This is a genomic window from Stieleria maiorica, assembly GCF_008035925.1.
Taxonomy (GTDB): domain Bacteria; phylum Planctomycetota; class Planctomycetia; order Pirellulales; family Pirellulaceae; genus Stieleria; species Stieleria maiorica.
Genome location: NZ_CP036264.1, coordinates 7,181,656 through 7,204,452 on the forward strand (window position 1 = coordinate 7,181,656; position 22,797 = coordinate 7,204,452).

A 22,797-nucleotide genomic window follows, 5' to 3' on the forward strand; every position below is an offset into this window, starting at 1 on the left:
CCGGATCGTTCAGCCGACGGAGGTTAGTCCAGCAGGCCGGCCAACGCTTCGTCGATCGCGCGCAAGGTGTCTTCGTCGTCCTCATCCTTGTCGTCGGCGGTGATCGTGTCGATCAATTGGGCGTCGACGGGGGTGAGCACCTGGGAGGAGACGACTTTGTCGACGGCCAGCGGGGCGGTCAACGGTCCGTTTTCGGCATCGATGGTGTCGGCCGTCGGCACCGCGTCGATCTGGTCGCTGAGCGATGTCACGGCGTCGGCCGTTGCCGCCGCTTCGCCTTCGCCGGCCACCGGGTTGCCTTGCAGGGCCAGTTCGTTGATCACCGACAACGCGTCGCTGGAGGAGATGATCAGGTCACCGTTGGCGTCATAGAAATTGGGACCGCGATCGGACGACATCACCGGGATACTGCCACTGCCGCCGGCGACGCCCAGGCGGTTGATCACCAGCAGCGCGTCCAGCGGAGTGACTTCGCCGTTGGCATTGACATCCTTGAACTTCACCGGGTTTTGCAGCGTGCTGTTGACGACGGTGATGTCGATCATCGTTTCACCGCTGACAAAACCGGCCGGGTCGGCCACGGTGAAGACGATCGTGTCTTTGCCGGTGAAGTTTGCCCCCGGCGTGTAGTGAATGTCGCCGTTGGACATCAGCTGTGCGGTGCCATTGGTCGGCGGCGTGACCACGGTCATGGTCGACGGCACGGGCTGACCGGCGACGTCATCCAGGGCCGCAATGGTCAGCGGCAGGTTGATCGCGGTGCCGGTGAAGATCGGCTGGGTCACCGGGGCGGAACCGATTCGCAAGTTGACCGTGGCCTGTTCGCTCTGCTGACCGCCAAGGTCTGCGACGGTGTACTGGAACTGATCGGTTCCGCGGAAACCCTGCAGCGGCGTGTACGTGACTCTGCCGGTCACGGCGTCGACTTCCAACGCACCCCGGGTGGGCTGGGTGGTGATGATGATGCTGGACGGATCGATCGTTCCGTCGACATCGATGTCGTTGGCCAGGATCGGCAGCACGGTGGGCTGGTCGGGCGCGACGTCAAACGCGTCATCGCCCAAACGCGGCGCGTCATTGGTTCCCGTCACGGTCAGCGTCACCACCGCGGTGTCGGTTTCTTCGCCATCGCTGAGGGTGTAGGTGAAGGTGTCGAGCATCGATTGGCCGGGCATCAACGTGTCCAGCGTCGTCGAGGTGGTCGGATCGTAGACGATTACACCTGTCGCGGCATTGAACGTGACGTGTGCGCCTTCGGCGGACATGAAGTCGGCGGCCATGGAGACGCTCAGGACTTCGGTGTCATACGGCGGGCGGTTGTTCAAGTCCGGATCGGTGTCATTGGAGATCAGATCGTCGACCGTCAGGATCCTGATGCTGTCTTCATCGACGGTGATCGGATCATCGACCGCGTCGGGGGCGTCGTTGATGTCTTGGATCGTGATCGTCAAGTCGTGCGCGGCACTTCGGCCTCCGTCGGAATCGACTGCCACGACACTCAAGACCACGCGTCCGGCCGCATCCGGTGCGGGGGTGAAGGAGAGGATGCCGTTGGTCGAAACCGTGGGCAGGACGCTGAACAAGTCTTCCAAGCCGGCGGGAATAGAGACTTCGAATCGATCGATCGACTGGGTCGTTTCTCTCGGTCCGACATCGATGTTGGTCGCCCACGGTTGGCTGTATGCCGGGCTGTCTTCCATCACCGAGATGCTATCCGATGCGTCGAAGGTTGGCGGGTCGTTGACGCCTTCGATCGCAATCGTGAATGTGTAGCTGGTGCTTTCGTCGTCACCGGTGATGCCCGGCGTGCCGCCGTCATCGGTCAACGTGATCACGTATTCGGCCAGTCCGAACGCGTTTTCGTCGGCTTCGAATCGCAGCGAAACCTTGTCCCCGCTGAGCTGGACGGTCGGCGGGATCGTGAAGCTCAGCTCGCTGCTGTTGACCGTCAGAACCGGGGGCAACAATTGTTGGCTGCTGATTTCGTCGACCGCATCGAACGGGCCGACGGCGACCGCCAGCATCCAATTGTTGTCCACATACAGTCCATCGCCCTCGGTGATCGAAACGTTCAGCCCTGCCAAGTTGTCGTCGGCATTGGACACCGGCGGGTCATTGATCGGATTGACCACGATCGGAACGGTCACGCGACGCGTCCGCGGATCCTCAAACGGAACCTTGGCCGCGCCGATCCGGACGCTTTGGCCGTCGTCGGTGATGGTATAGACCAATTGGTCGCCGCCGGCATAGTTGGCCGGCGGTTCGTAGCGATAGCCGATGACGTTGTTTCCGGCATCCATCACCGGTTGCAGCGAAACGCCTAGTTGCGTCGTTGCGGGGAACTGTGATTGCACCAGCGAGACCGTTTGTCCACGCAGCGGGTTGCCCGCAAAATCGGTGTCGACGACTTCGTTGGCGGGGCCGCCGACGTAGGCGCCAAGCAAATCGTAGCCGCCGGGTGAAGCGCCGAATCCGAGCACGATGTCGGTGTCTTCATCCAGGACGATCGCCGGCGGCGGGTTTCCGTCGCCGGTGACTGGGGCGTCATTGACCGGCAGAATGCTGAGGGTAAAGGTGCGGGCATCCGATCGGTTCACGTCGCCACGATCGGTCGCACCGACCGTACCGATGTCGCAGGGCGGATCCAAACTGTCTGTCAAACCGTTGTCACACAGATGGACTTCGAATTCAAACGTGCCGAAGACATCCGGGGCGGTGCGGTACGTCAGTGTGCCGTCACGGGTGATCGTCGGCGCCTGCGTGAAGTAACTGCTCATCTGTGACACGTCGAAGGTCGTCGGCGTGACATGGAACTTGGTCCCCTGGCTGGTTTCGTCCGTGGCGGTGACCGCACCGGGGCGAATCCCGGTGGCAAACCCGATCACGTTTCGAACGCCGGCATCTTCCAACGCTTCTGGCGGATCGGCGGGCAGATCGAATACCGGTCGGCTGTTGACCGGTTGGATGTTGAAGGAGACGCGGCCGAAGATCGTTCGCGGGTCCCTGGCCAGTTGCCCATTGATGAACGAAACACCGTCGTCGGTCACGCTGTAGCGGAAGGTATCCAGCCCGCCGATATTGAAGTTGAAATCGGGTGCCGGGCGGTACAACAACGAGGTGATGTTGCCCTGGTTGTCACGGACCGCTTCCAACGTACCGTTCTTGTCGGTGCTGACGATGTTGTTGCTGCCGAAGACGTCGACCAGAGACAGCGTTTGTGATCCGCCTTCGGCGTTCGGCACGGCCGTCGAAATCTCATTGCCCGGACCGGCCACGAACACATCCAACAGCCCAGGCGGCTGGTAGTCGCCGCTGCTTTGCGAGGGGAGGTAGTTGGGGTTGGTCAGCTGGATCACGTACGGCGTCGGGTTGCCATCGTTGTCGACGTTGTTTTCTTTTAACGTGTAAGAAATCGTCGCATCGGGGCCGACGCTGTAGGCGTCGTCGGTCGGGGCTTCGGGATTCGTATCCGCGACGTTGATCGCGACCGGGTTGATTCGCGGGGCATCGTTGACCGGACGCAAATTGACCGTGATCGTTCGAATGACTTGCGGGTTTTGGAATGCCGGATCGCCCGGCAGGTACTGCGAATCATTCACGCCGACGACAAACGTGGCTTGGCCGAATTGGTCGACATCGGGGAACAGGTCGATCGAACCGCTGAACCGATCCAAATTCGGTGCCTTCCAGAACAGCCCGTCGGGGTCGTTGAAGCTGAGCAGCTGGAAGTGCACGACCTGACCCTGTTCGTCGAGCGCGGTGGCCGGGCCGCCCATGATTTGGTTGGCCCAGCGGACCGTCGAGGGGCTGCCGGTGTCGTCGCGTTCGAGGATGTTGACCGGAAGCTCGTTGAAGACCGGATCGTCATTGACCGGGGTCAGTGGCAGCGTGACGTTGCTGGGGGCACCTTCGACGGTTGGCAACGTCGCCACCCGGTCGCTGGATTCGCCGAAGAACGCGCCGCTGTCTGGGATCGCGACCACACCGTCGTCGGCGACGATGTATTGGAAGCGGTCTATGCTGATCAATTCGTTGTTGTCCGGAGTTGTCGGCGTGTACACACCGCTGACGAACACACCACCGGCAAAGGTCAGATCCAACGTTCCGTGTCCCAGTGAAATCGGGCTTCCGGGAGCCGTGCTGGTGCGGATTTCCTGGCCGTTGGCGATGATCGCGGTCACGCGCAGGTTGGGGATCTGTTCGTTTTCACCATACAGCGGGTCGCGATTCGGGTTGGCAGCGATCGGCAGCGTCGGCTGGCTGCCGGTCATTCCTAGCAGGTCCTCGGCGTCGAACGTGCGGACGGTGTCTTCGACGCCACGCAGTTGGCGATCATGCGAAACGGGGGCGTCGTTGGTCGGCTGGACCAGAATCGAAACGGTTCCGTTGCTCGACAGCGGCGCGACGACGCGGGTGCCGTCCCCGGCTTCATCAATACCGCGATCGGTCGCGGTGTAAACGAACGTATCGACGCCGAACGCGTCCTCCGGCGGAGTATAGAGGATCTGCAACTTGCCTTGCTGACTGGTCACCAACTGGACCGACCCACCGAGTGCGGTGGTCATCGTCGGCAGCGAGATCTGGAGCAGGAACTCGGGGCTGAACGGCGTGTCATTGAGCGGGTCGACGCCGTTGATTTCGTCGCCTGCGGTGGCCGGTCCCAGGTTGTCGTTGGCCAACAAAAATTCCAGCGGAACGACGATTTGGTTCTGCGATCCCTCTTGCGGCACGGGGATCTGGTTCGGGTCGCCGCCGTAGAAGTTGGCCCAGTCCGATCCGGGTTCGGCGGAAATCTTGTCGGCTTGGGTGTCGGGCTGGTCGTTTTGCGGCGTGACGAAGAACGAGACCGTCGCGGTGCTCTGTTGCGGTGTGACCGTTCGCGTTCCGCCTTCGGGCCAGACCGCTTGGTCGCTGTCCTGGATCGTGAATTGGAATTGATCCAACGTGCGTGCGCCGCCGGTCAGCGGGTTGTCGACGTTGAAGTCCTGGTTGGGCTGGTACACGAATTGATTGATGCTGCCGTCGCCGTTGAACACCAGATCGCGGACGGTTCCGTGAACCGTCTGGTAGACACCGTTGCTGGTGATGATCTGTGTGTTGTTGTTGGCGTCGGTGACCGTCAATGAAACCACGCTCAACGATTGTCCGGATTCGTCTTGGGGGAATCCGATGGCCGGGCTGGCGAAGTGCGGCACCGCTCCGACCAGCAGCTCGGCGGCGGTCACCGTGTACGCCTGGTCTTCTTCGATCGTCAGCAGTTGGTTTTGCGCCAGCGGGGCATCGTTGACCGGATAGACTTCCAAGCTGACCGTGCCGACCGAGTACAAGGTTTGGTGCGGCTGGTTCGGATCGACCGGCACGTCGCGGATAACGTAGGTGAAGGTGTCGATTCCATAGAAATCGGGCGCCGGGGTGTAAACCAATTCGCCGGTGGTGCTGTCGTAGTCGATCGAGCCGCCCTGGTCGGTCAACCGCGATTCGTACGGTCGGAATTCGAGCGGGAAATTCGGGTCGGTGGACAGTTTGAATTGCGAGCCGGTGACCGTGAACTCGCCGGCGTCGAAGGTGCCGCCGAATTGATCGGCGACGAAGTTCAGCTCGCCGGTCGAGTTGTCGGTGTAATAGCCTTGGGGAATTCCCGCCACGCTGCCGCCGGCATATTTCAGTCCCGTGATCTGGTTGTTGTCAAAGTCCAACGCCGCGATCAGACGGTCACCGGGGATCGGCGTGAAGTTGACCCAGGTGGTGTCGTTGCTGTATTGCCAAGTGAACCCGTTGTAACGCACCGCGATCATCTGGTCGCTGACTTGTCCGGCCGGCAAGACCGGCGGCGGATTGAAGGGGAAGCGTGCGTAGACGTTTTGCGGGCTGTACATCACGTAACCGGTGCCCAGTGCATTGTCGTGCACGGCGATGCCGGCGTTGACGTTGCCCAGGTTGACGGTGACGAACGGTTCGAACTGGGTGACCAGTTCAACATACTGGATGTTGGCACCGCTGATTTCGTCGTCGGTTCCCAAGAAAAATGGGTTGGCAACCGTCGGCGGTCCGGCGGTGTCGTTGCCGAGAATCTCCGAGGTGCTGAACCGGAACGCGAAGGCGTCCTCGTCCAGCCGTACGCCTGCGACTTGGGCGATGCGATCATCGTTGGCGACCGGCGAATCGTTTTGCGGAATGACTTGGACGCTGACGGTCGCCTCGGCGGTTTGTCGTGTCGGCAACGGCACCGCTTGGCCGCCCTGGGGCAGCGTCGTCGCGGCATCGTCGGCGATGGTGTAGATGAACGTGAAGTCATCGGCCGCCGCCACGACCGGGTTGTCTTGGTTGTAGTTGGACGTCGGTGCGAAGCGGACGTCGGTGATCTCGCCCGCCGACACGACCGCGGTGACCAATCCGATCGCGATCGTGCCGCCGGATCCATCGGGCACGTGCGCGGCGGCGGAGTACGTCCCGTCGGTCAGATCGAACTGATCCGACCCGGTCGGCACGACATCTTGCCGCGATCCGTCGGCCGCGATCACGGCGATCTGGATGACCGTCAAGGTTTGTTCGGATTCGTCCCACGGCGGAACGAGGGCCGAACCCGGGTTCTGTGCTTCGAGCGGGGTGAGTGGGAGTTTGGGGACCGCACCGATCAACAGGTCCTGGCTGGTCAGATTCAGCGAGGTTGCGCCGGCATCGACCGGTTCATCGACTTGGAATTGATTGTGATCGGCCGCTTGGGGCTGATCGTTGACGGGCACGACGGTGATCGTCACCGTCGCTGCGGTGCTGCTGCGCACCGGCAGCGTTTGTCCGTCGACGACCAGTGTTCCGGTCAGGCGATACGTGAAGGTTTCGTTGCCATAAAAATCGCGATCGGGGGTGTAGATCCAACGCGGGTCCTGGGGATCGTTGTTGTAGACCAACGTTCCGTTGACGACGTTCTGTTCGATTTCGATCCCCAGCGGGCTGACGCCGTTGGCCAAATCGTTGGTCAGCAAATCGGCGCCGACGATTTCGACCGCGGTGTCTTCCGGCGTGTTGGGGGCTTGGTCGTCGATCGGGGTGGGCAGCATCGCATTGCTGATCAGCACGCGATAGTCCTCGACCTCGCCGCCGATCACGACGCCGTTGGTGGTCGAATTGCCGGTGTTGCTGATTCGGAATCGCATCCACGTCGTGGCGACATCGCTGCCGTTCAGGATCGCGGGATCGGAGATCGAATGAATCGTGATGCGGTTGGTGCCGTCGAGCACCGCCTGATTGCTGAGCACTTTTTCGCCCGGATCCTGGAAATCACCGTCGCCGTTGAAGTCGACCCAGGCGTCCAGCAAGCCGTTGCCGGTGGTGTTGACGATCGCCTCGGTGCCGCCGGGCGAGAGCGGATTGAGGAACCCGAGTACCGATCCGTCCACGTCCAAGAACAGGCCGTCGACCGGTCCGCCGCCGGCATCGACCGAACCGACCAGCACACCTTCTTCGTCGTCAAGTGATGCGATCGTGAACGACGTCGTCTGACGCTCGTATTCGATCTCGACCAACGGATCGATCGCTTCCAAGTCTTCCGAAACCGCCTTGGCCAGTCGTTCGGCGGTGTTCATGTCCGGTTCACCAGGGATGAACAACACCGGGACATGATCAAGCTGAGGCGATTGGGTTGCCAGAACCAATTCATAGGTTCGGACGGCGCCACCGACATCCACCCGCAGTGTGTCACCCGATGCGGGGGCGATCACCGTGATGGTCGCGACGTTGCCGCCGAGCGTTCCGCTCAATCCGCCGCTTCCGACGACCGAATTGATGTTGACCACGGCGTCGTCAAGCAGTGCGGAATCGGTTTCCGAATCGGTCACGCTGCCCAGACGTGGCGACAATTCGGTTCCGATCGTATGCCGGGCACCGTTTTGGGCCAACGTCGTCGGGTACGTTCGCGACCCGGTGATGAACGCATCGCCGAAATCCAAGCGGACGCCCGGCATCAGGATGGTGAACTGGGTTTCGCGGTTGTTTCGATTCGGCTCCAGCGAGTTGCCGGCTTTGTCGTCGATCGCAGAGACTTCCGTGAACGGCAAACCGGAGAATGCCGGTGTGGAATCGGGGTTGCGTCCGACACCTTCCAGATAGACCAAACCGCCGCCGGGGGTGAACCCATTGATGTTCAGATTGCTGGCGACGATTCGGGCGATGATGGTGCCGGCCATGGTCTCGGCGGCAAACGTGTTGCTGGGCAGAAACGGAATCGCGACCGCCCCCGCAGAAACGCCGGCCGATCCGCTGAGCGCCAGACCGGCGGAGTTGACGGTCAAAATGTCGCCTCCCTGACCGCCCAAATAAACGCGGTCACCTTCCAAATCACGGGCCGTGTCCAAATTCAGAAACGAGACGTTCTTGAACGCGGTGGCGATGTTGGCGGCGATCTGTTCGGGCGTGTCGGCGGCCGAGAAATTGATCACGACCGAGGTCGCCGGATGCGTCGGTGCGACGGGCAGGTCGGTGTCGTTGAATTCAAACTGCACCACCGCGTTGCCGGCGCGATACACCAGCGTGTCGCCATCGACGATCGGATTGCCGGTCGGGCTGAGCACGAATCCGGAGTCGAATTCGAACGTCACGGTGTTACCGTCGGCGTCGGTGATCGGCAATTGGTCCCCGTCGACGACGCCCGCGCCGCTGGGGGCGGCCGCGACCAGCCGGTCACGATTGTTGAGCGTGATTTCGTAGGCCGAGTTCGGGTTCCAGATTCCCGTGATCGGGGTCAACAGGATCGTATTGTTGGTCGCCGAGAATCCGAAGATGTAGTCGACGCCCTCGATCAGCAAACGTCCGTCTTGGGACAGGTTCAACTTTTCCGCGGCGACCGATGTGTCATCGAGTCCGACGCCGCGCTCGTCCAAGAGCTGGATTTCGAATCGGTCCAAGGTGCCCGAGATCACTCGCACAAAGCTCTCGGAGACGTCGGCGTCGATCGAGCCGTTGTCCAGAGGATCGATCAGGGTCGCGAACGGTCCGATCAAATCGCTGCGGTCAAACGCACCGATGTCGATGAAGATGTTGTTGCCGGTACCGCCGCCGTTGTTGTTGGGGGCGGCGGCACGCGGTTGGCCGGTGATGTCGCGGACCGGCGCGATGATCGGCGATTCGGCCAAGCCGAGCGAGGTTCGCAAAGCCGCAAGTTCCAAACGGTCGTTGACCGCACCGACGGAATTGTCGATCAACAACGACAAGAATTCGGGGTACAGATCACGTCCATCGATGTCGACGAACACCGGGTCGCCGGCAGCGGCAATCACCGGGAATGCCCCGAGTCCGATACCGGCGGGATTGACCGTGTTGCCGTTGCCGAGGAACAACGTCGCAAAGATCTCCACGGCGCCGGCACCGTTGCCCTGGATCGCCGCGCCGTTGGCATTCGCGATGGCGTTGTTGATCAACGTCGGCGATGCGCCTTCGGTGATCAACACGCCGTTTTGGCCGCCGACGATGGTGTTGTTGATGATGCGGGCGAATTGGTTCGGGGCGTTGGAGATCGCAACGGTGTCGCCGCCGAGTCGGATGCCGGCGTTTGCGTTGTCGATCAGGACGCTGTTGAGAACGACGACGCCGGGGACCAGGTCGTCGGGGTTGTTGGTCGTGTAAGCTTGGGACGCGCCGGGAGACGGCAGATCGGCGCGGCGGGGTCCGGCGTCGATGTCGATCCCGTAGTTGCTGCTGTCGACGATGACGTTGTTCTTCAGGATGATTTGACCCTGGTCGCGGAAACTGTTCGAGTCGCCGCCGTCAAAACCGAGCGGAACATCGTCCAGAGTCGTGAGCGGACTGGCGATGTAAACCGGATCGGGTTCGCCGCCATAGATGCGGACCCTCAAGTCCGGCAATGTGGGGGCGAAATTGGCTCCGCCCTGAAGATCGGCCGCGACGGGGCCTTCCAGGAAGACCCGCAGCCCGCTGTCGCTGTTGATCGTCCCATCGGACATCGTGGCGAAGACGTCAAAGTCCGCTTGCACGTTCGGATCGTTGATTGCATCGACCAGTGCCGCCGCGATTTGCGTGGCGGTGAAGGTGCTCTCGTAAGTCACCGGGATATTGCCAGGCGTGACATCGTTGCTGGACCCGAAGTCGTTGTTGTCAAATTCGAAGACCAACTGACGTCGCTCGTCGGCGATGAAGATCAGCGTTCCGTCGGGGATATCGCCGCCGCTGAGCGGATCGGCGACCGTTCCGAATTGCAACGACACCGATTCACCGAGGACATCGTTGGTGTCGAAGGACAGGGTCGGAGGCTGGGTGCCTCCCAAGAACGGTTCAGCGTATTCGTGCGACAGGCGGATGTTCAGCTGGAATTCGCCCGAGTCGACTTGATCGACAAATCCGCCGAGCGTGCCCGTGGTCGCCTCGTGGAACGGGTTGTCGACCAACTGCACATCGGCCAACGTGCTGGCGTCGGTGACGACTTCGCCGCGTTCGGCGAAACCGATGATGATGTCGTCCAGGTAGACGCCTTCGAAATTGTTGTTGTCGGCCCGTTCGCCTCGGACCAGTGGCACGCGTTTGCTTGCCACATCGCCGCCGTACTGGCTGTTGGCGTAGTTGTTTAATTCTGACCCGTTGGGGTAAACGCCAGCGTCGTGGACGGAGGTGCCGTTGGCGGTGCCTTCATTCTGGAACACGCCCAGCACGCCGCCGTTGACCGTCGTGAAGCCGTGCATCCGGACAGAGTCACGATAAAGTTGATACGGTGTGGTGTCGGCCGGGACGCTCGTCCCCTGATTGAACGCTTCGGCGATCGCGGTCTGCATCGCCAGTTGGACATCGGTGACGCTGGCGTTGATCGCAATCGGAACGGGGACGTTGCCGAAGGCGACGCCCGGCGTTTCGACCCGCATGAAGGTCCGCAGATTGAACGTCGATGCGGTGAAGTTGAAGGAGCTGACCGAAAAACGCGAGTCGTGGCTGGGGTCACGCGTTGCATTGATTCCATCGAATGCGATCGCCGCGATGATGCTGTTGGCGACATCGGCGGCCGACATGGTGGGAGCGAATCTGATTTCGCGCGGTCCCGGTGTCGCGGACGTCGTGAAGGTGTACTGCAGGCCGTCGAAGAACAGTTGGTCGCCGAGATTGATTGCCGCGCCGGACGGGGCTTGGATGACGGTTCCGAGATCGAATTCAAACGTTTGTTCGACCCCGTCACGATCATGACGCAGGGTGAATGCGCGGTCGCCGGGGGCATCCATGATCACGTGGGCTTCGACCGCACGCAGGTCCGTCACGAAGCGTTCGGTTTCACCGGCGGTGTTGAAATCGAACCGGATGCGGACGTCGCGCTGCCCGGCCCAAGGTGCCAGCGGGATACGGGCTTGAACCCATTCCAGATTGTTGTCGCCGTTGGTGTCGACGTTGTCGTACAGTCGGCGGGCGACGTAGCCCTTGCCGTTTTCATCACGGTAACCGTTGATGGCGACGTCAAACTCGTCGTACTGTTGTGTCGGAGGCGGATTCAGCCCCGGGTCATTGTAGGTTCCTGCTTGGGCGGTGTTGTTGGTGGCCACCATCGTCCACTGGCGGTTTTCTTCGCTGGAGACGAAGACACGCAGCGAATCGCGCGCGACGCTGTTGACGTTGTTGAGGGCTTCCAGGTCTTCGGTGCTGAGCAGATACGAGAAGTACAGCATCGGCTGGTCGTTCTGGTCGTACTCGGAAAGATCGAAGGCGTCGCTTTCGAGTTGCCCGTGGGCGTTGGACCCGGTGTTGTAGGTTCCGGCGTTCGGGGTGCCGTTGGCATTCCCGAAGTACAGGCTGCCGCCGCCGATGTGTCCGGCATCGTTTTGGCGGTTGGTGGTGACGTGCCAGAGGTTTTGGTCGTATTGGCTGAAGGTCAACGACCGCGGACCGGCGATGTCGCTGGCGATCGCACTGCGGCTTCGCGAAAGCACTTCGACGGTGGCGTTGGCGACCGGATCGTAGGCGATCAATCGACCGGTGTTATCGACCAGGATGATGACATCTTCGTAGCCCGCGATGCTGGTCGGGGCCGGCGAGGCGGACACCAGATTGCCGAAGCCGAGGGTGCCGTAGACGGTCCCGATGGTGTTGACGTTGCGGGGCGTCGGGTTGTTACCGAGTTCTCCCGCGGTGACCCGAATGATTTCGCCGGACTGGGAGAACGCGTACAGGTTGCCGTCGCGACCGAACGCGGTGCCCACGATGTCGTCGGTATCGACGGTGGTGCCGATGCGTCCGATTTCGATCTTCTGGGTACCCGCACCGGTGCCGCGCGCATCGCCACCGCGGTCGGCTTGCCCAGGCCCGCCCGCGTTGATCACCGCGCCGGTGTCTTGGTCCACACGGTAGACCCAGTTGTTGGCCGGGACGCCCGGCACCAGGGCGATGGCGTCGCCGGCGCCGTCGACCAAGACGCCCGTAAACGCGTTGGTGTTGTTTCCTCGGCGGGCGACGATGAACAGATCGGCGGTGGTCGAACCGACCGCCGGATCGGCGATGGCGGTGACCAACATGCCGTCGCCGTTGCGGGTGTTGCCGTTGGTGATCGCGACGTCGACGGTCGGGTTGCCTTGGTTGTCGAGCGCCCCTTCGTGGGTTGCCAATCCGGTGCCGGCCAGCGTCGTCTGGCCGCCGGTGGCCGGATCGATGAAGTAGGCCGCGGCGGTGTTGGCGTCGGTTTCGAATCCGTTTTGGGGACCTGCGTAGGCCAACAATTGACCACTCGGCCGTGCGTTGATCTCGCCGAGCGATACCTGACCGTCGTGATACAGGCCGTTGGAATCACCGGACAGTGCGTTGAACGATTCCAACTGGGTTTGGTTGTTGGTGTCGTTGCGCAGCACCATCAGGTCGACGTCGCCGAGCGTGAACGCCACTTCGTTGGATTCATCGGCAAAGACGACTTGCTTCGGATTCGCCGCGGTGACGACATCCGGCGTGGGGCCGCCGAAGCGGTCGGCCGAGATTCGGATCGTCGAATTGACCGGCTCGATGCGCGCCAGCGGATTGCCGCCTGCGAGCGGATTCTGGTCGAATTGGAATCGCAGGTTTTCGGGGATCCGAGCGTTGTTGACGACCACGACCTCGTAGTCACCGCCTTCCAGTTCGACCGTTCCCAGGAACGGATCCTGGTGCCCGGCTGATCCGCGTCCAAGATCGTCCAAGTCGGTTCCCTCCAGCGGCGAGGCCTGATCGGAAAGCACGTTGGAGTCGAATGAGGACATTACCAAGGTGCGGTTGTTGCCGCTGACCCGGTACAGGAACAACGAGGTGTTCGGTCGGCCGAGGTTGTCGGCATAGTCGACGTCAAACGTGACCGCGATGTTGGCGCCGTTACCGGACTGGTTCAAAAACGCTCGTGAAAGACTGAACTGGTAGCGATCGAAATCGCCCGGGTTGGACAGATTGCCCGACAGGCTGATCGTGCCGCGATCGCTTTCGGCGATGTTGCCCAGGTTGATCGTGTTGCCGTCGTGGCTGCCTTCGCCGGTCAGCGGCGAATGGAACGGCAGTCCGCGGGTTTCGATCCCCGTTTCGGCATAGCGAATTTCGGCGTGACGCACCGTCGAACCGGCGAAGTCGTCGTCTTCGTTCAGGCGGATCTGCAGTTGGTAGATCCCCGTGGTCTGCTGATTGCTGCGGACCCGCAGGAAGTATTCCCGCTCGGCACCCAGGTTGCCGGGCAATCGCAATCGCATGCCCGCATCGAGTGGATTGAGCGTGTAAAGGTCCTTGTAAGAACCGTTGGAATTGAGTTTGGAGTACAGGCTTTGACGCATCGGTTCGGCGATGCCGCCCGCGAAGAACACGCTGCCGGTTTCGGTCACGCTGTTATCGCTGGCGGCAAGCACGGTTCCATCGTCGCCGATCAATTCGATCACCGAATCGAGTGTGTCGGCGGTGCGATCGATGTCCAGCCAGATTTGGGTGCCCGCGGTGGCGCGGAACGAATAGACGTCCAGATCGCTGGGGGTGGAGATCGAACCATGAATCGAATAACCGAGTCGCAGCACATCGTTGCTTTCGTGTTCACCGGAGGCCAACTGCCCGAGCACTTGGGCGCTCGATGGGTCGCCGTTCAGGTCGCCGCCGACGCTGACCAACGTTTCAGCTTCTTTGATCGTTTCGACGTTGCGATCGTTGCTCAGTTCAAGCAACTGGATGCCTTGCCAGGCACCCGGTGAGCCCGTGGTCGGGCCGTCACCGCCGGTGTCGGTCAGCGGCGCGCCGGACGGATCGAATCCTGCGCCGATCGTATCGTCATCAAGCGTGGTCAAGACGACCGGATAGTCCGGTTGGCCGATGATGTGCAGGGTGCCGCCGATTCGCGTTTGGATATCAAGGGCTTTGCCGGTCGCGATCAGGCCGGTGTCCTGATCCATGAATTTGACGACCAAGCTTTCGTCGAACCGGCTTTGTAATCGAAGCCCGCCATAGGTGTGTTGATTGCTGTCGGTGACGTTTCCGTCGACGACGTGCACGATGTCGGTGTCGTCCCAGACGCCGGCGGTAGCCAGCAGCCCGCCGCGGACGACCATGCCGGCGATCCCGCTGGCCTCCAGCGTGTTGCCGCGGACCAAGGGGCCGTGGTTGCCGCCGTCGCTGCTGTAGCGATCCACGTTGCCGGTTTGGCGGCCGGTGTCCTCGATGATTTTTGCGTTCAAGTCATTCAGGTTCACGCTGATGACCGGAACGTTGTTGCCCACCGTTCCTTGGAAGGTGTTGTCGACCAGGATCGGTTCGGCACCGTTGACGAAGATGATGGCCGGAGTGTTCGGCATGCGTCCGGTTCGGAACGGATCGGTGCCGCCGACGCCCGAAGCGTTTTCTTCAAAGATCGTGTGCGCGACGCGGGCTTCGGCTTGGTAGATCTGCAACGTGTTGAACGCGCTGCTGGTTCCCTCGATCGTCGATGTCCCGCCGGCGTAGGCGATGCGGGCGTGATCCAGGCTGATCCGCGAGGTCGGTCCGGCGTAGATGCCGGCCCAGTCCGCGGCCGATCCGCTGGTGTCACCGTCGTTGAGCGAGTCGAACGTTCCGCCGGTGCCGAACCGGTCGTCATCGCGACTGGTGAAGATGACCGGACGCCCCAGGACACCTTCGGCGATCAGGTCCGCGCCGAAACCGGTTTCGATTCGAACCCCTTCGCTTTTGACGACGATCGCCGGATCGATCGTCAGCCGGCCATCGGGCTGCGAAATCAGTTGACTGGTGCTCAACGGGGGCACACCGGAAGTCGCAGCGGAGTCGGTGAAGTTGGGTGCAGTGCGATCGAGTTCGGCCACCAACCCGAACGCCGAACCGCTGCCGATTTCACGGCGGTACAGTCGTCGCGAGATGTAGTTGGACGTCGCGGCGGGAATGTCCGACAAACGGACCGACCGACCGTTGCTGGCCAGAGTGACCTGGCGGGTCGGGGCGGACGGCAGACTTTCGTTGCCGAAGCGATCGACAAAGCTGACGACGTATTCATAGGTTCCGGAGGTCAATCCGGTGCGACCGACCGGAGTGGCAACCGATTGCAGGGTGGTCACGACCGGCGCGGTGGCTTGTTCTTGAAGCCGGGTCCCGGTCGGGTTGCCGTTGATCACCAGATCGTCGCCCAAGACGTGGACCAGTTCCGTGTCGTCGAATCGGGCCGAGACGAACAGGGGTTCCAGTTTTCCGCCGGGATCGGTGTCGATTCGAATCAGCACGCCGTTGACCGCGTTGTCGGTCACGTTGTTGCGGTACATGACCGGCCCGATCCGCGAATAATCGGGCGTGTACAGATCGCCGCGTTGGTAGAAAGGCGTGACGAAGTTCGTCTCTTCGAAACTGGACGGATCGGCCGAAATCGCCGCCGACCCAGCTTCGGTGATCGTGTTGTTGATCAACGTCGGTCGAGCCGAATTGAGTTGAATCGGTGCGATCGCCGAAAGGCTGCCGTTGACGTTGACGACGCCACCGCCGAATCGCATGTCGGCACCGGTGACCGAGTTCAAAAAGATGCCCTCGCGTTCCAGTTCGGTGCGGCCTTCGGCCCGGTCGATGTCGTTGCGAAGATCCACACCGCCCCAGTCACCGGCCGCGGGATCGAGTTGCAACGGGCTGACTTCCAGTCCGACGCCGTCGTCGTTGTAGCTGGTGAAGAACACGGGCAAGTGGGGCACGCCCAACACTTGGATCGACGCTCCGGAGGCATCGGTGCCGCCTTCGTTGCTGCCCACGGCGATGCGGCTGGCCTGCATTTTGAAAATCGACCCGGCGTCGATCATCACGTTGACGCCCTTGGGGACAATCAGATCGCGACCGTCGTCCAGCGTTTCGCCCAACGACGCGATGCGGCCGATCTCATAGGCCAGGTTGTCTCCCGCGCCGGCGAAGTTGTTGCCGGCGTAACCGACTTCCTGGTCCGCACCGGCGTTGCCGACGATCCGGACGGTTTGCCCCTGGCCGGAACTGATTTGCCGCTGTTGGGCCAGTGTGATTGCGTCATCGATTTCGCGAAGCGGGCTGGCGCTGGTCCCCGATCCGCCGACTTGGGCGGCGGCATCGACATAGATCGTTCGCGATTCGTCGTGGGCGCGGAACCAGAAATTAAACGCGCCGCCAGCGACGCCATCGGCATCTCCGTCGATGGCCGAACCGGCCGCGTCGACGATCGTGACTTCTTCCGGGGTAAATTTCAGCCGCAGATCATAGGTGCCTTCGGTATCGCCGCCGCCACCGGTTCCGGCGACGGTCGGGTCCAGGTCTTCGTTCCCCTTGCTGGTGACCGCGATGAAGTATTTCCCTTCGTTGACGTCGTATTTCAGGAACGAGTCGGTGCCGAAGGAATCATCGTTGGACGAGAGCAGCATGATCTCCGATCCGACGCGTTTGTACAACGACAACACGGTGTTCAGCTGGCTGCCCGCTTGAGAGCGTTCGGCGAGTGTTTCGGCATTGATCGTGCCACGCTGGCCCGCAGGCACATCGAATTCGTAAAAGTCGACGTCCCGGTTGTCAGGACGATACAGGTGTTGCAGGTGGACGATGTCGTGTTTGCCGGGGTAGACAAAGTCGGTCACCGTCCCGGGGAAATCCATGATGGTCCCCGAGTCGAGTTCGTAGTTGTGCCCCAAGCCGATCGCGTGGCCGAGTTCGTGCAGGGCGACTTCGAAAAACGAATCGATCGGGTTGGCGTCGCGGCCGAAACCGTTGTACCACGGTTTGGCGGCATCCATGATCACCGTGTCGCGATTGAAGGTGCTGAGCCTTCCGGGACTGTAAACGCCCAAGGTGCCTCCGCCACTGGAGGCTCCGACCGGCGAAAGATCACCGACGACGACCTGCAATCCCTGGTCGACGGTTTCGATGAATTGGATCCCGGAATACTGGCTGTGCAGCGCGAACGCTTCGCGGATCCGCTGTTTCTGCTCGGGGTTGATGGTCGTGAACACTTCGCGCCCGTCGTCCAACACGCCATAGGCCCGCGTTTCGGCGAAGTTGTAAAACTTCACTTCGATCCCGGCACCGGTGTCGGGACTGAGGTTGGGCGGAAAGAAGTGGTGTTGTTCGCTGATATCACGGTCGCCCGGTTCGCCGATCGCGCCGGGGTAATCAAAGGGCGACCCCGTACCACGAATCGAACTGGTGATCGAGAACGTGTACGGGTTGCCGGCACCCGGATCGGTCCCGAACAGTCCCAGATCGAAAGCCGAGCTGACGGTGTCACCGACTTCCGGCGGAGTGGTGACGGTGGTGACGCGGCTGGAGACCTCCGAGGCGACACGGACCGGCGCGCTGCTGCCGACCTTGATCCGGAATGCGCCGCTGCCGGGCAGATCGGCCAGGTCGTCGCTGTCGTCGGCGACGTTGTCGAAATTGGTATCGAACGACAACACCACACGATTGACGCGGACTTGGACGTCGCTGAAACCGGAGGGGCTGTTGGGATCGGCGACGCGTTGGGTTTCGAACTCTTGGACTTCGACGGTCGTCGGCAACACCGCGTGGTCGTCGCTGGGCGACGCGGTGTCCGCCGTGCGAATCAGCTGATAGAACTCAGGCCGCTTGAGCGTCAGCGTACCGGGATCGTTGGGGTCTTCGGATTTGAACAGATCGTTGTCGTCAAAATAGACTTCGATCTTGTTGCGCTGTGGGCTGAGTTTTCCCTGAGCGTCACGCTTGACCGGCTGGGGCACGACCGAGAGCACGCGGGCGCCGAGTTCCAAGTCGAAATCGTAAGTGTCGCGGTCCGATCCGTTTTCGAACGGCACAAACGAAGATCCGTCGGCGGCGCGCAGCGGGCTGCCTTCGCTGACCGGGACGCCTTCGCCAAAGACTTCGATGCGATATTGGCCGTCGCGGAGCGGTTCGGCAAAGCGGGCGACGACGATGCTGGAGTTTTCGTCAAAGCCCAGGAATCCCGGCGTGATCACCACGTCGTCGGGCGTTCCGCTGATTTCGTCGATCCCGGCATAGCTGATTCGGATGCCGTCGGCCAAGGTGCTGGGATTGACGGCCGAATCGCCGGTAAAGCGGAACTTCAATTCGGTCGGCGCGGTAAATTCGACGTTCAATTCGTCGCGGCTGAATAGGTCTCCCGCGTTGGGATTGACACTTTGAAGTCGCAGCCGACCGTCATCGGGCTGGAAGGTGAAGGTGCGGCCGACGCGGACGTCCATGTCGTACAACTGAGTGCCCCCGCCCGACTGGCTGGTGACCTCGATGTAGTACACACCGGCTTGGTCGAGCGTAAAGTCCTGCAACGATTCATCGAACCCCTGCGGCGTCTGTTCGACGGCGATCAATTCGACGCCCGAGGCATCCAGGACGCGGAAGCTGAGGTTGGCTTCGGCGCGACGATCGACCGGGACCACGGGGATTTGTCCGGTCTGGTCGCCGGCGTTGTAACGGCTGCCGGTGGGTTTCAAATCGATCGACAGTTCCGTCGTCACCAGGGTTTCGAATCGATACAGATCGACGTCTTGTGTTTCGTCGATCGAACGCCCGGTCACCGATCTCAGCTCATTGCGGAGCTTGCCGAGGTCGGAGGCCTGGCCGAGCGTATCGTTTGATTCGGCGATGTCACCGTACAACGTGTGCGCGTTCCAGATGTCGTCTTCCTGCGGTCCATAGAACGACAGGTTGACGAACGGTTCCATCAGCTTGGTGCCGTTGACCGGCAGCACGTGGGCGATACCCAGCCCGTGCCCGACCTCATGTGCCAAAACGTTCGTCAGCGCCGTGTTGGTTCCGCTGGGGCCATCGTTGTTCAGCAGATAGAAGTTGTCGCCGGTGTCGATGACCATGTCGCCGTCGAACCCGGCAACTCCGCCGCTGTCGGGATAGTAGTTGAACGCCAGAATACCGGAATCGCCGTCGATGAAGCGTCCGCCAATACGCATGTCGGCGCGGACGCCGACCACGCCGGCGGCAGCGGTACTCGCCGACGCCAGATCGGCACCGTCGTCGTTGGGTTCGTAAACGAAGTTCAGGCCGGTTTCGTCGGCCCACAGGTCGTAGATGTTCTCAAAGATCGGGAACCAGGGTTTATTGGCGATCACCGGTTCGGCCGATCCGCCGTAGATGCTGTCCATGAATGCGACGACATCGCTGCTGCCTTCATTCCCACCGCCGGGGTTCGAAATCGTGGTCCCGTCGGGCACGATCCCCCAGGTCAGCGTCATCGGGTCGCCGAAATTGGTCGACGAATCCAACGCACTGGTCGTCCAGCGTGAACCGCGCAGGATCGGATCGGCCAACGCGTCGATGCCGTTGGGAGCCAATCGCGATTCCCATTGTTCGACCACGTCCTGGGGGGTGTCGGGGGCGAAGATCGCGTGGGCAATTTCAGCCGCCAGCAGCTCGCGTTTCTCCAGCGTTTCCAACTGGACGCCCCGTGATTTCAACCGGCTGCTGGACAGTTTTGGGCGTGACGGGTCGCGAAAGAGATTCGAACGGGAACGACGCGGGAAGGATCGATTGGCCATAAATCAGACTACGAAAGTGCGTATTTACCAACGAATCCGCGTGAAATCGTTGCCGCCAGTGATCCGACTGCCTCGATAGATTCACGCGAAAAAATGGGGGAATGAACTAGTTGCCGAGATAAGAAAAATGAAATCCGGCGAACTTGGCACGAGCGAGATGGTGCCGTTGTCACCCATAAATTCCGAAATACCGGCAAATTTGATGGCACAGTCTAAATTCGGGGATTCCGATTAGCCACAAACAATTGGCGAATCGCTCGAACTTTGTTCATGCACCCGTCGATCCCCGCTAGCGAACGGGTGCGGCGCTGGCTCCACCGGAAGATTGGGGTCGTCTCTTCGGGGGGCATCGAGTTCGAAATTCATCCACTCGGGCCGAGGTCGCGCGGTATCTGGCTTGGTTTCCAGGTTCCGCCAGTGAACGAGCCATTTACCCTAGCTCCGCCTGGGCCTTTCGATCACAAAATGAGCCGTCGGCGCTAGCCTCGGGCCTTACAAGTCTCAAAGGGCAATCCACGGCCCGCGGCTAGCGCCGTCGGCTCATAAATTAAATGGCATCGGGCTTGATCCAGTCGAGTGTCCAATGACGGTCGCTGGTCATGCGGATCGCCTCGGCCGGAATGTCGTGTCCGGCTGCGATGTCTGCAATTTCAGCGACGGTTAGAGCGGCGTGAAGCGATTGGCGGAGCAACTGGCGCGCGTAATCCGTCTCGCCCTCGGCATGCAGCGTGACCAATGCCTCAACCTCGGCCTCGGTCGCCGGTCGAACCAGGTCGCGCAGAAACAGGCGACCACCTGGGGCGAGCACACGAAACGCTTGGGCGACCACCCGCGCCGGTTCGGCCACGTGATGCAACATCGTGTTGGAGATCACGGTGTTGGCCGCGGCGTCCTGGAACCCTTCGAGCACCTTGCAATCGGCGTGTTCCAGATGGACCCGGCCGGTCACCGATCCCAATTCGATCTCGATCCGCGCCGCTTCCAGCATTTCGACCGAACTGTCGACGCCCACGACTTCGACGTCGCTCTGTTTTTGGCACAGCAAAATGGGAATCAGCGCCGTGCCACAGCCCAGGTCGATCACTCGTGGTCCGACAGTCCCACCGGCGATCAAGTCGTCGACAAACGCTGAATTCACACCCTGGTGGTCCATTTGTTGATACTCCTGGACCTCCGTGGCATCGTCCATCGGCTCCGGCTCGAGGGTGCGTGGCAAAACGGACGCGTGGGGCGGCTGGGGCGTGTTCAAAGTGACACTCTTCTTGAAGCAACGGGGAAAGTGGTAGGTGTTCGTGTGCGCATTTCGCGTTGTCTAAGGTTACAGAACAAACCCAACCGTAAAAATCGGAGTAACAGTTACCACTTTCGCCGGTTGGTTTACTACAAATATGCTTGGCAGAAATCCGCCTAGACCGAATTGACCGGATAACTAGCCTATTGCTTGGTTCCAATTGAGAATTTGGATCAGGTGATTGACCGGAACGCAGGACATTGACCGAGGCGACGCAGGATGGCGAGCGCCGATGACCTAACTTGCAGAATACACGCGGTGCATGGATGGTGGCCGTGAAATACGAGTGTGGAATCCACCGTGCTAGGCGCCCTGATCAATCGCATGTCGTTTCGACGCTCGGTTCTCCGAGATGGCGATTCGCTGTTGTTGACGAAGACGGAGTTCAATCGTGAGGTAACGCGTGAGCGGATCCGAGCAAGTCGCCGGTCGATCCCGTTTTGTATTGTCACGATCAAAGTGGCCGGCGGTCGCAAACTCGCGTCGCGTCGCGGCGACTTGATCCGCATCCTGCACCGCAACATTCGCTTGACCGATCAGAAAGCGGACTTAGGGAACAATCGGTTCGGCGTGTTGCTGGTCGATACTCCGGAGATGGGCGGACGTGCCGTGCTGGATCGACTTTCCGGTCTCTGCGAAACGCGGAACATCAACGCCACGTTGTCGCTGCGTGTCCATGACCCCGAAGGTTTTGACCCGGACCAGGATCGCGATCTTCCCACGGGGGCGGACAAGCGACGGAGGGATGACAAGTCGGAATCCACTTGGTTGCGCGTCGACCACGGGGCAAACGAGTCAACGGCTTTGGCGGTCCAATCACCTTCGCCGGCGGTACGATCGCAAGCGATCAAGTCGGGATCCGGCGGGGCGATGATGCAAACCGTAGCGGCGGATGCCTTGGTGACCCATGATGATCCGTTGCCCAATCGGTCGCTGGAGCGACGTTTCATCAAACGTGCTATCGACATCGTCGGCGCATCGGTCGGATTGGTCTTGGTCAGCCCACTGTTGGTGGTCGCCGCGATGGCGGTCAAGCTGACCAGCCCCGGGCCGGCATTCTTTAAACAGACACGTGAGGGGATGCACGGCAAACCGTTCACGATCTACAAGATGCGGACCATGGTCCTGGACGCCGAGAGTCGACAGTCCGCCCTCCGCGAAAAAAGTCATCGGGACGGTCCGGCTTTTAAAATCAAGCACGATCCCCGCGTCACGCCGATCGGACATTTCTTGCGGCGGACCTGTATCGACGAGTTGCCCCAATTCATCAACGTGCTGCGCGGTGACATGTCGCTGGTCGGACCACGACCGTTGCCGTGGCACGAAAGTCGCGCCTGCAATCATTGGCAACGCCGTCGATTGGATGTGCCGCCGGGGATGACGTGCTACTGGCAAGTCAACAAGTCGGCCGCAGAAACGTTCGACGACTGGATGCGGATGGATTTACAGTACGTCGACCGCAACGACCTCTGGCGGGATTTGCATCTGATCGCCCGAACCGCATTGGTGCCGTTGACCGGACGCGGTGGTGAGTAAACCGAACGTGAGCGCGACGCTGACCAT

General features: G+C 61.2%; 3 protein-coding genes. 1 reads left to right on the forward strand and 2 read right to left on the reverse strand.

Annotation, left to right across the window (positions count from 1 at the left end; all coding sequences use genetic code 11):
• Nucleotides 1-23: 23 nt before the first annotated feature.
• Nucleotides 24-19,943 (reverse strand): tandem-95 repeat protein, encoded by a 19,920-nt coding sequence (locus Mal15_RS24430; protein WP_147870150.1) that lies wholly within the window; start codon nt 19,941-19,943, stop codon nt 24-26.
• A gap of 547 nt (nt 19,944-20,490) precedes the next feature.
• Nucleotides 20,491-21,192, reverse strand: a complete 702-nt coding sequence (locus tag Mal15_RS24435) for a class I SAM-dependent methyltransferase (protein WP_261344519.1) — start codon at nt 21,190-21,192, stop codon at nt 20,491-20,493.
• Nucleotides 21,193-21,558: 366 nt separating this feature from the next.
• Here Mal15_RS24435 and Mal15_RS24440 point away from each other — a divergent pair, with 366 nt between their 5' ends.
• The gene (locus Mal15_RS24440; RefSeq protein WP_233902998.1) at nt 21,559-22,770 is read left to right on the forward strand and encodes a sugar transferase; all 1,212 of its coding nucleotides are present in this window, start codon (nt 21,559-21,561) and stop codon (nt 22,768-22,770) included.
• Nucleotides 22,771-22,797: the final 27 nt, after the last annotated feature.

Excerpts from the sequence above, each read along its gene's own strand:
- Mal15_RS24440 (WP_233902998.1), top strand. The coding sequence starts at position 21,559 with ATGTCGTTTCGACGCTCGGTTCTCCGAGATGGCGATTCGCTGTTGTTG.
- Mal15_RS24430 (WP_147870150.1), bottom strand. The coding sequence starts at position 19,943 with ATGGCCAATCGATCCTTCCCGCGTCGTTCCCGTTCGAATCTCTTTCGC.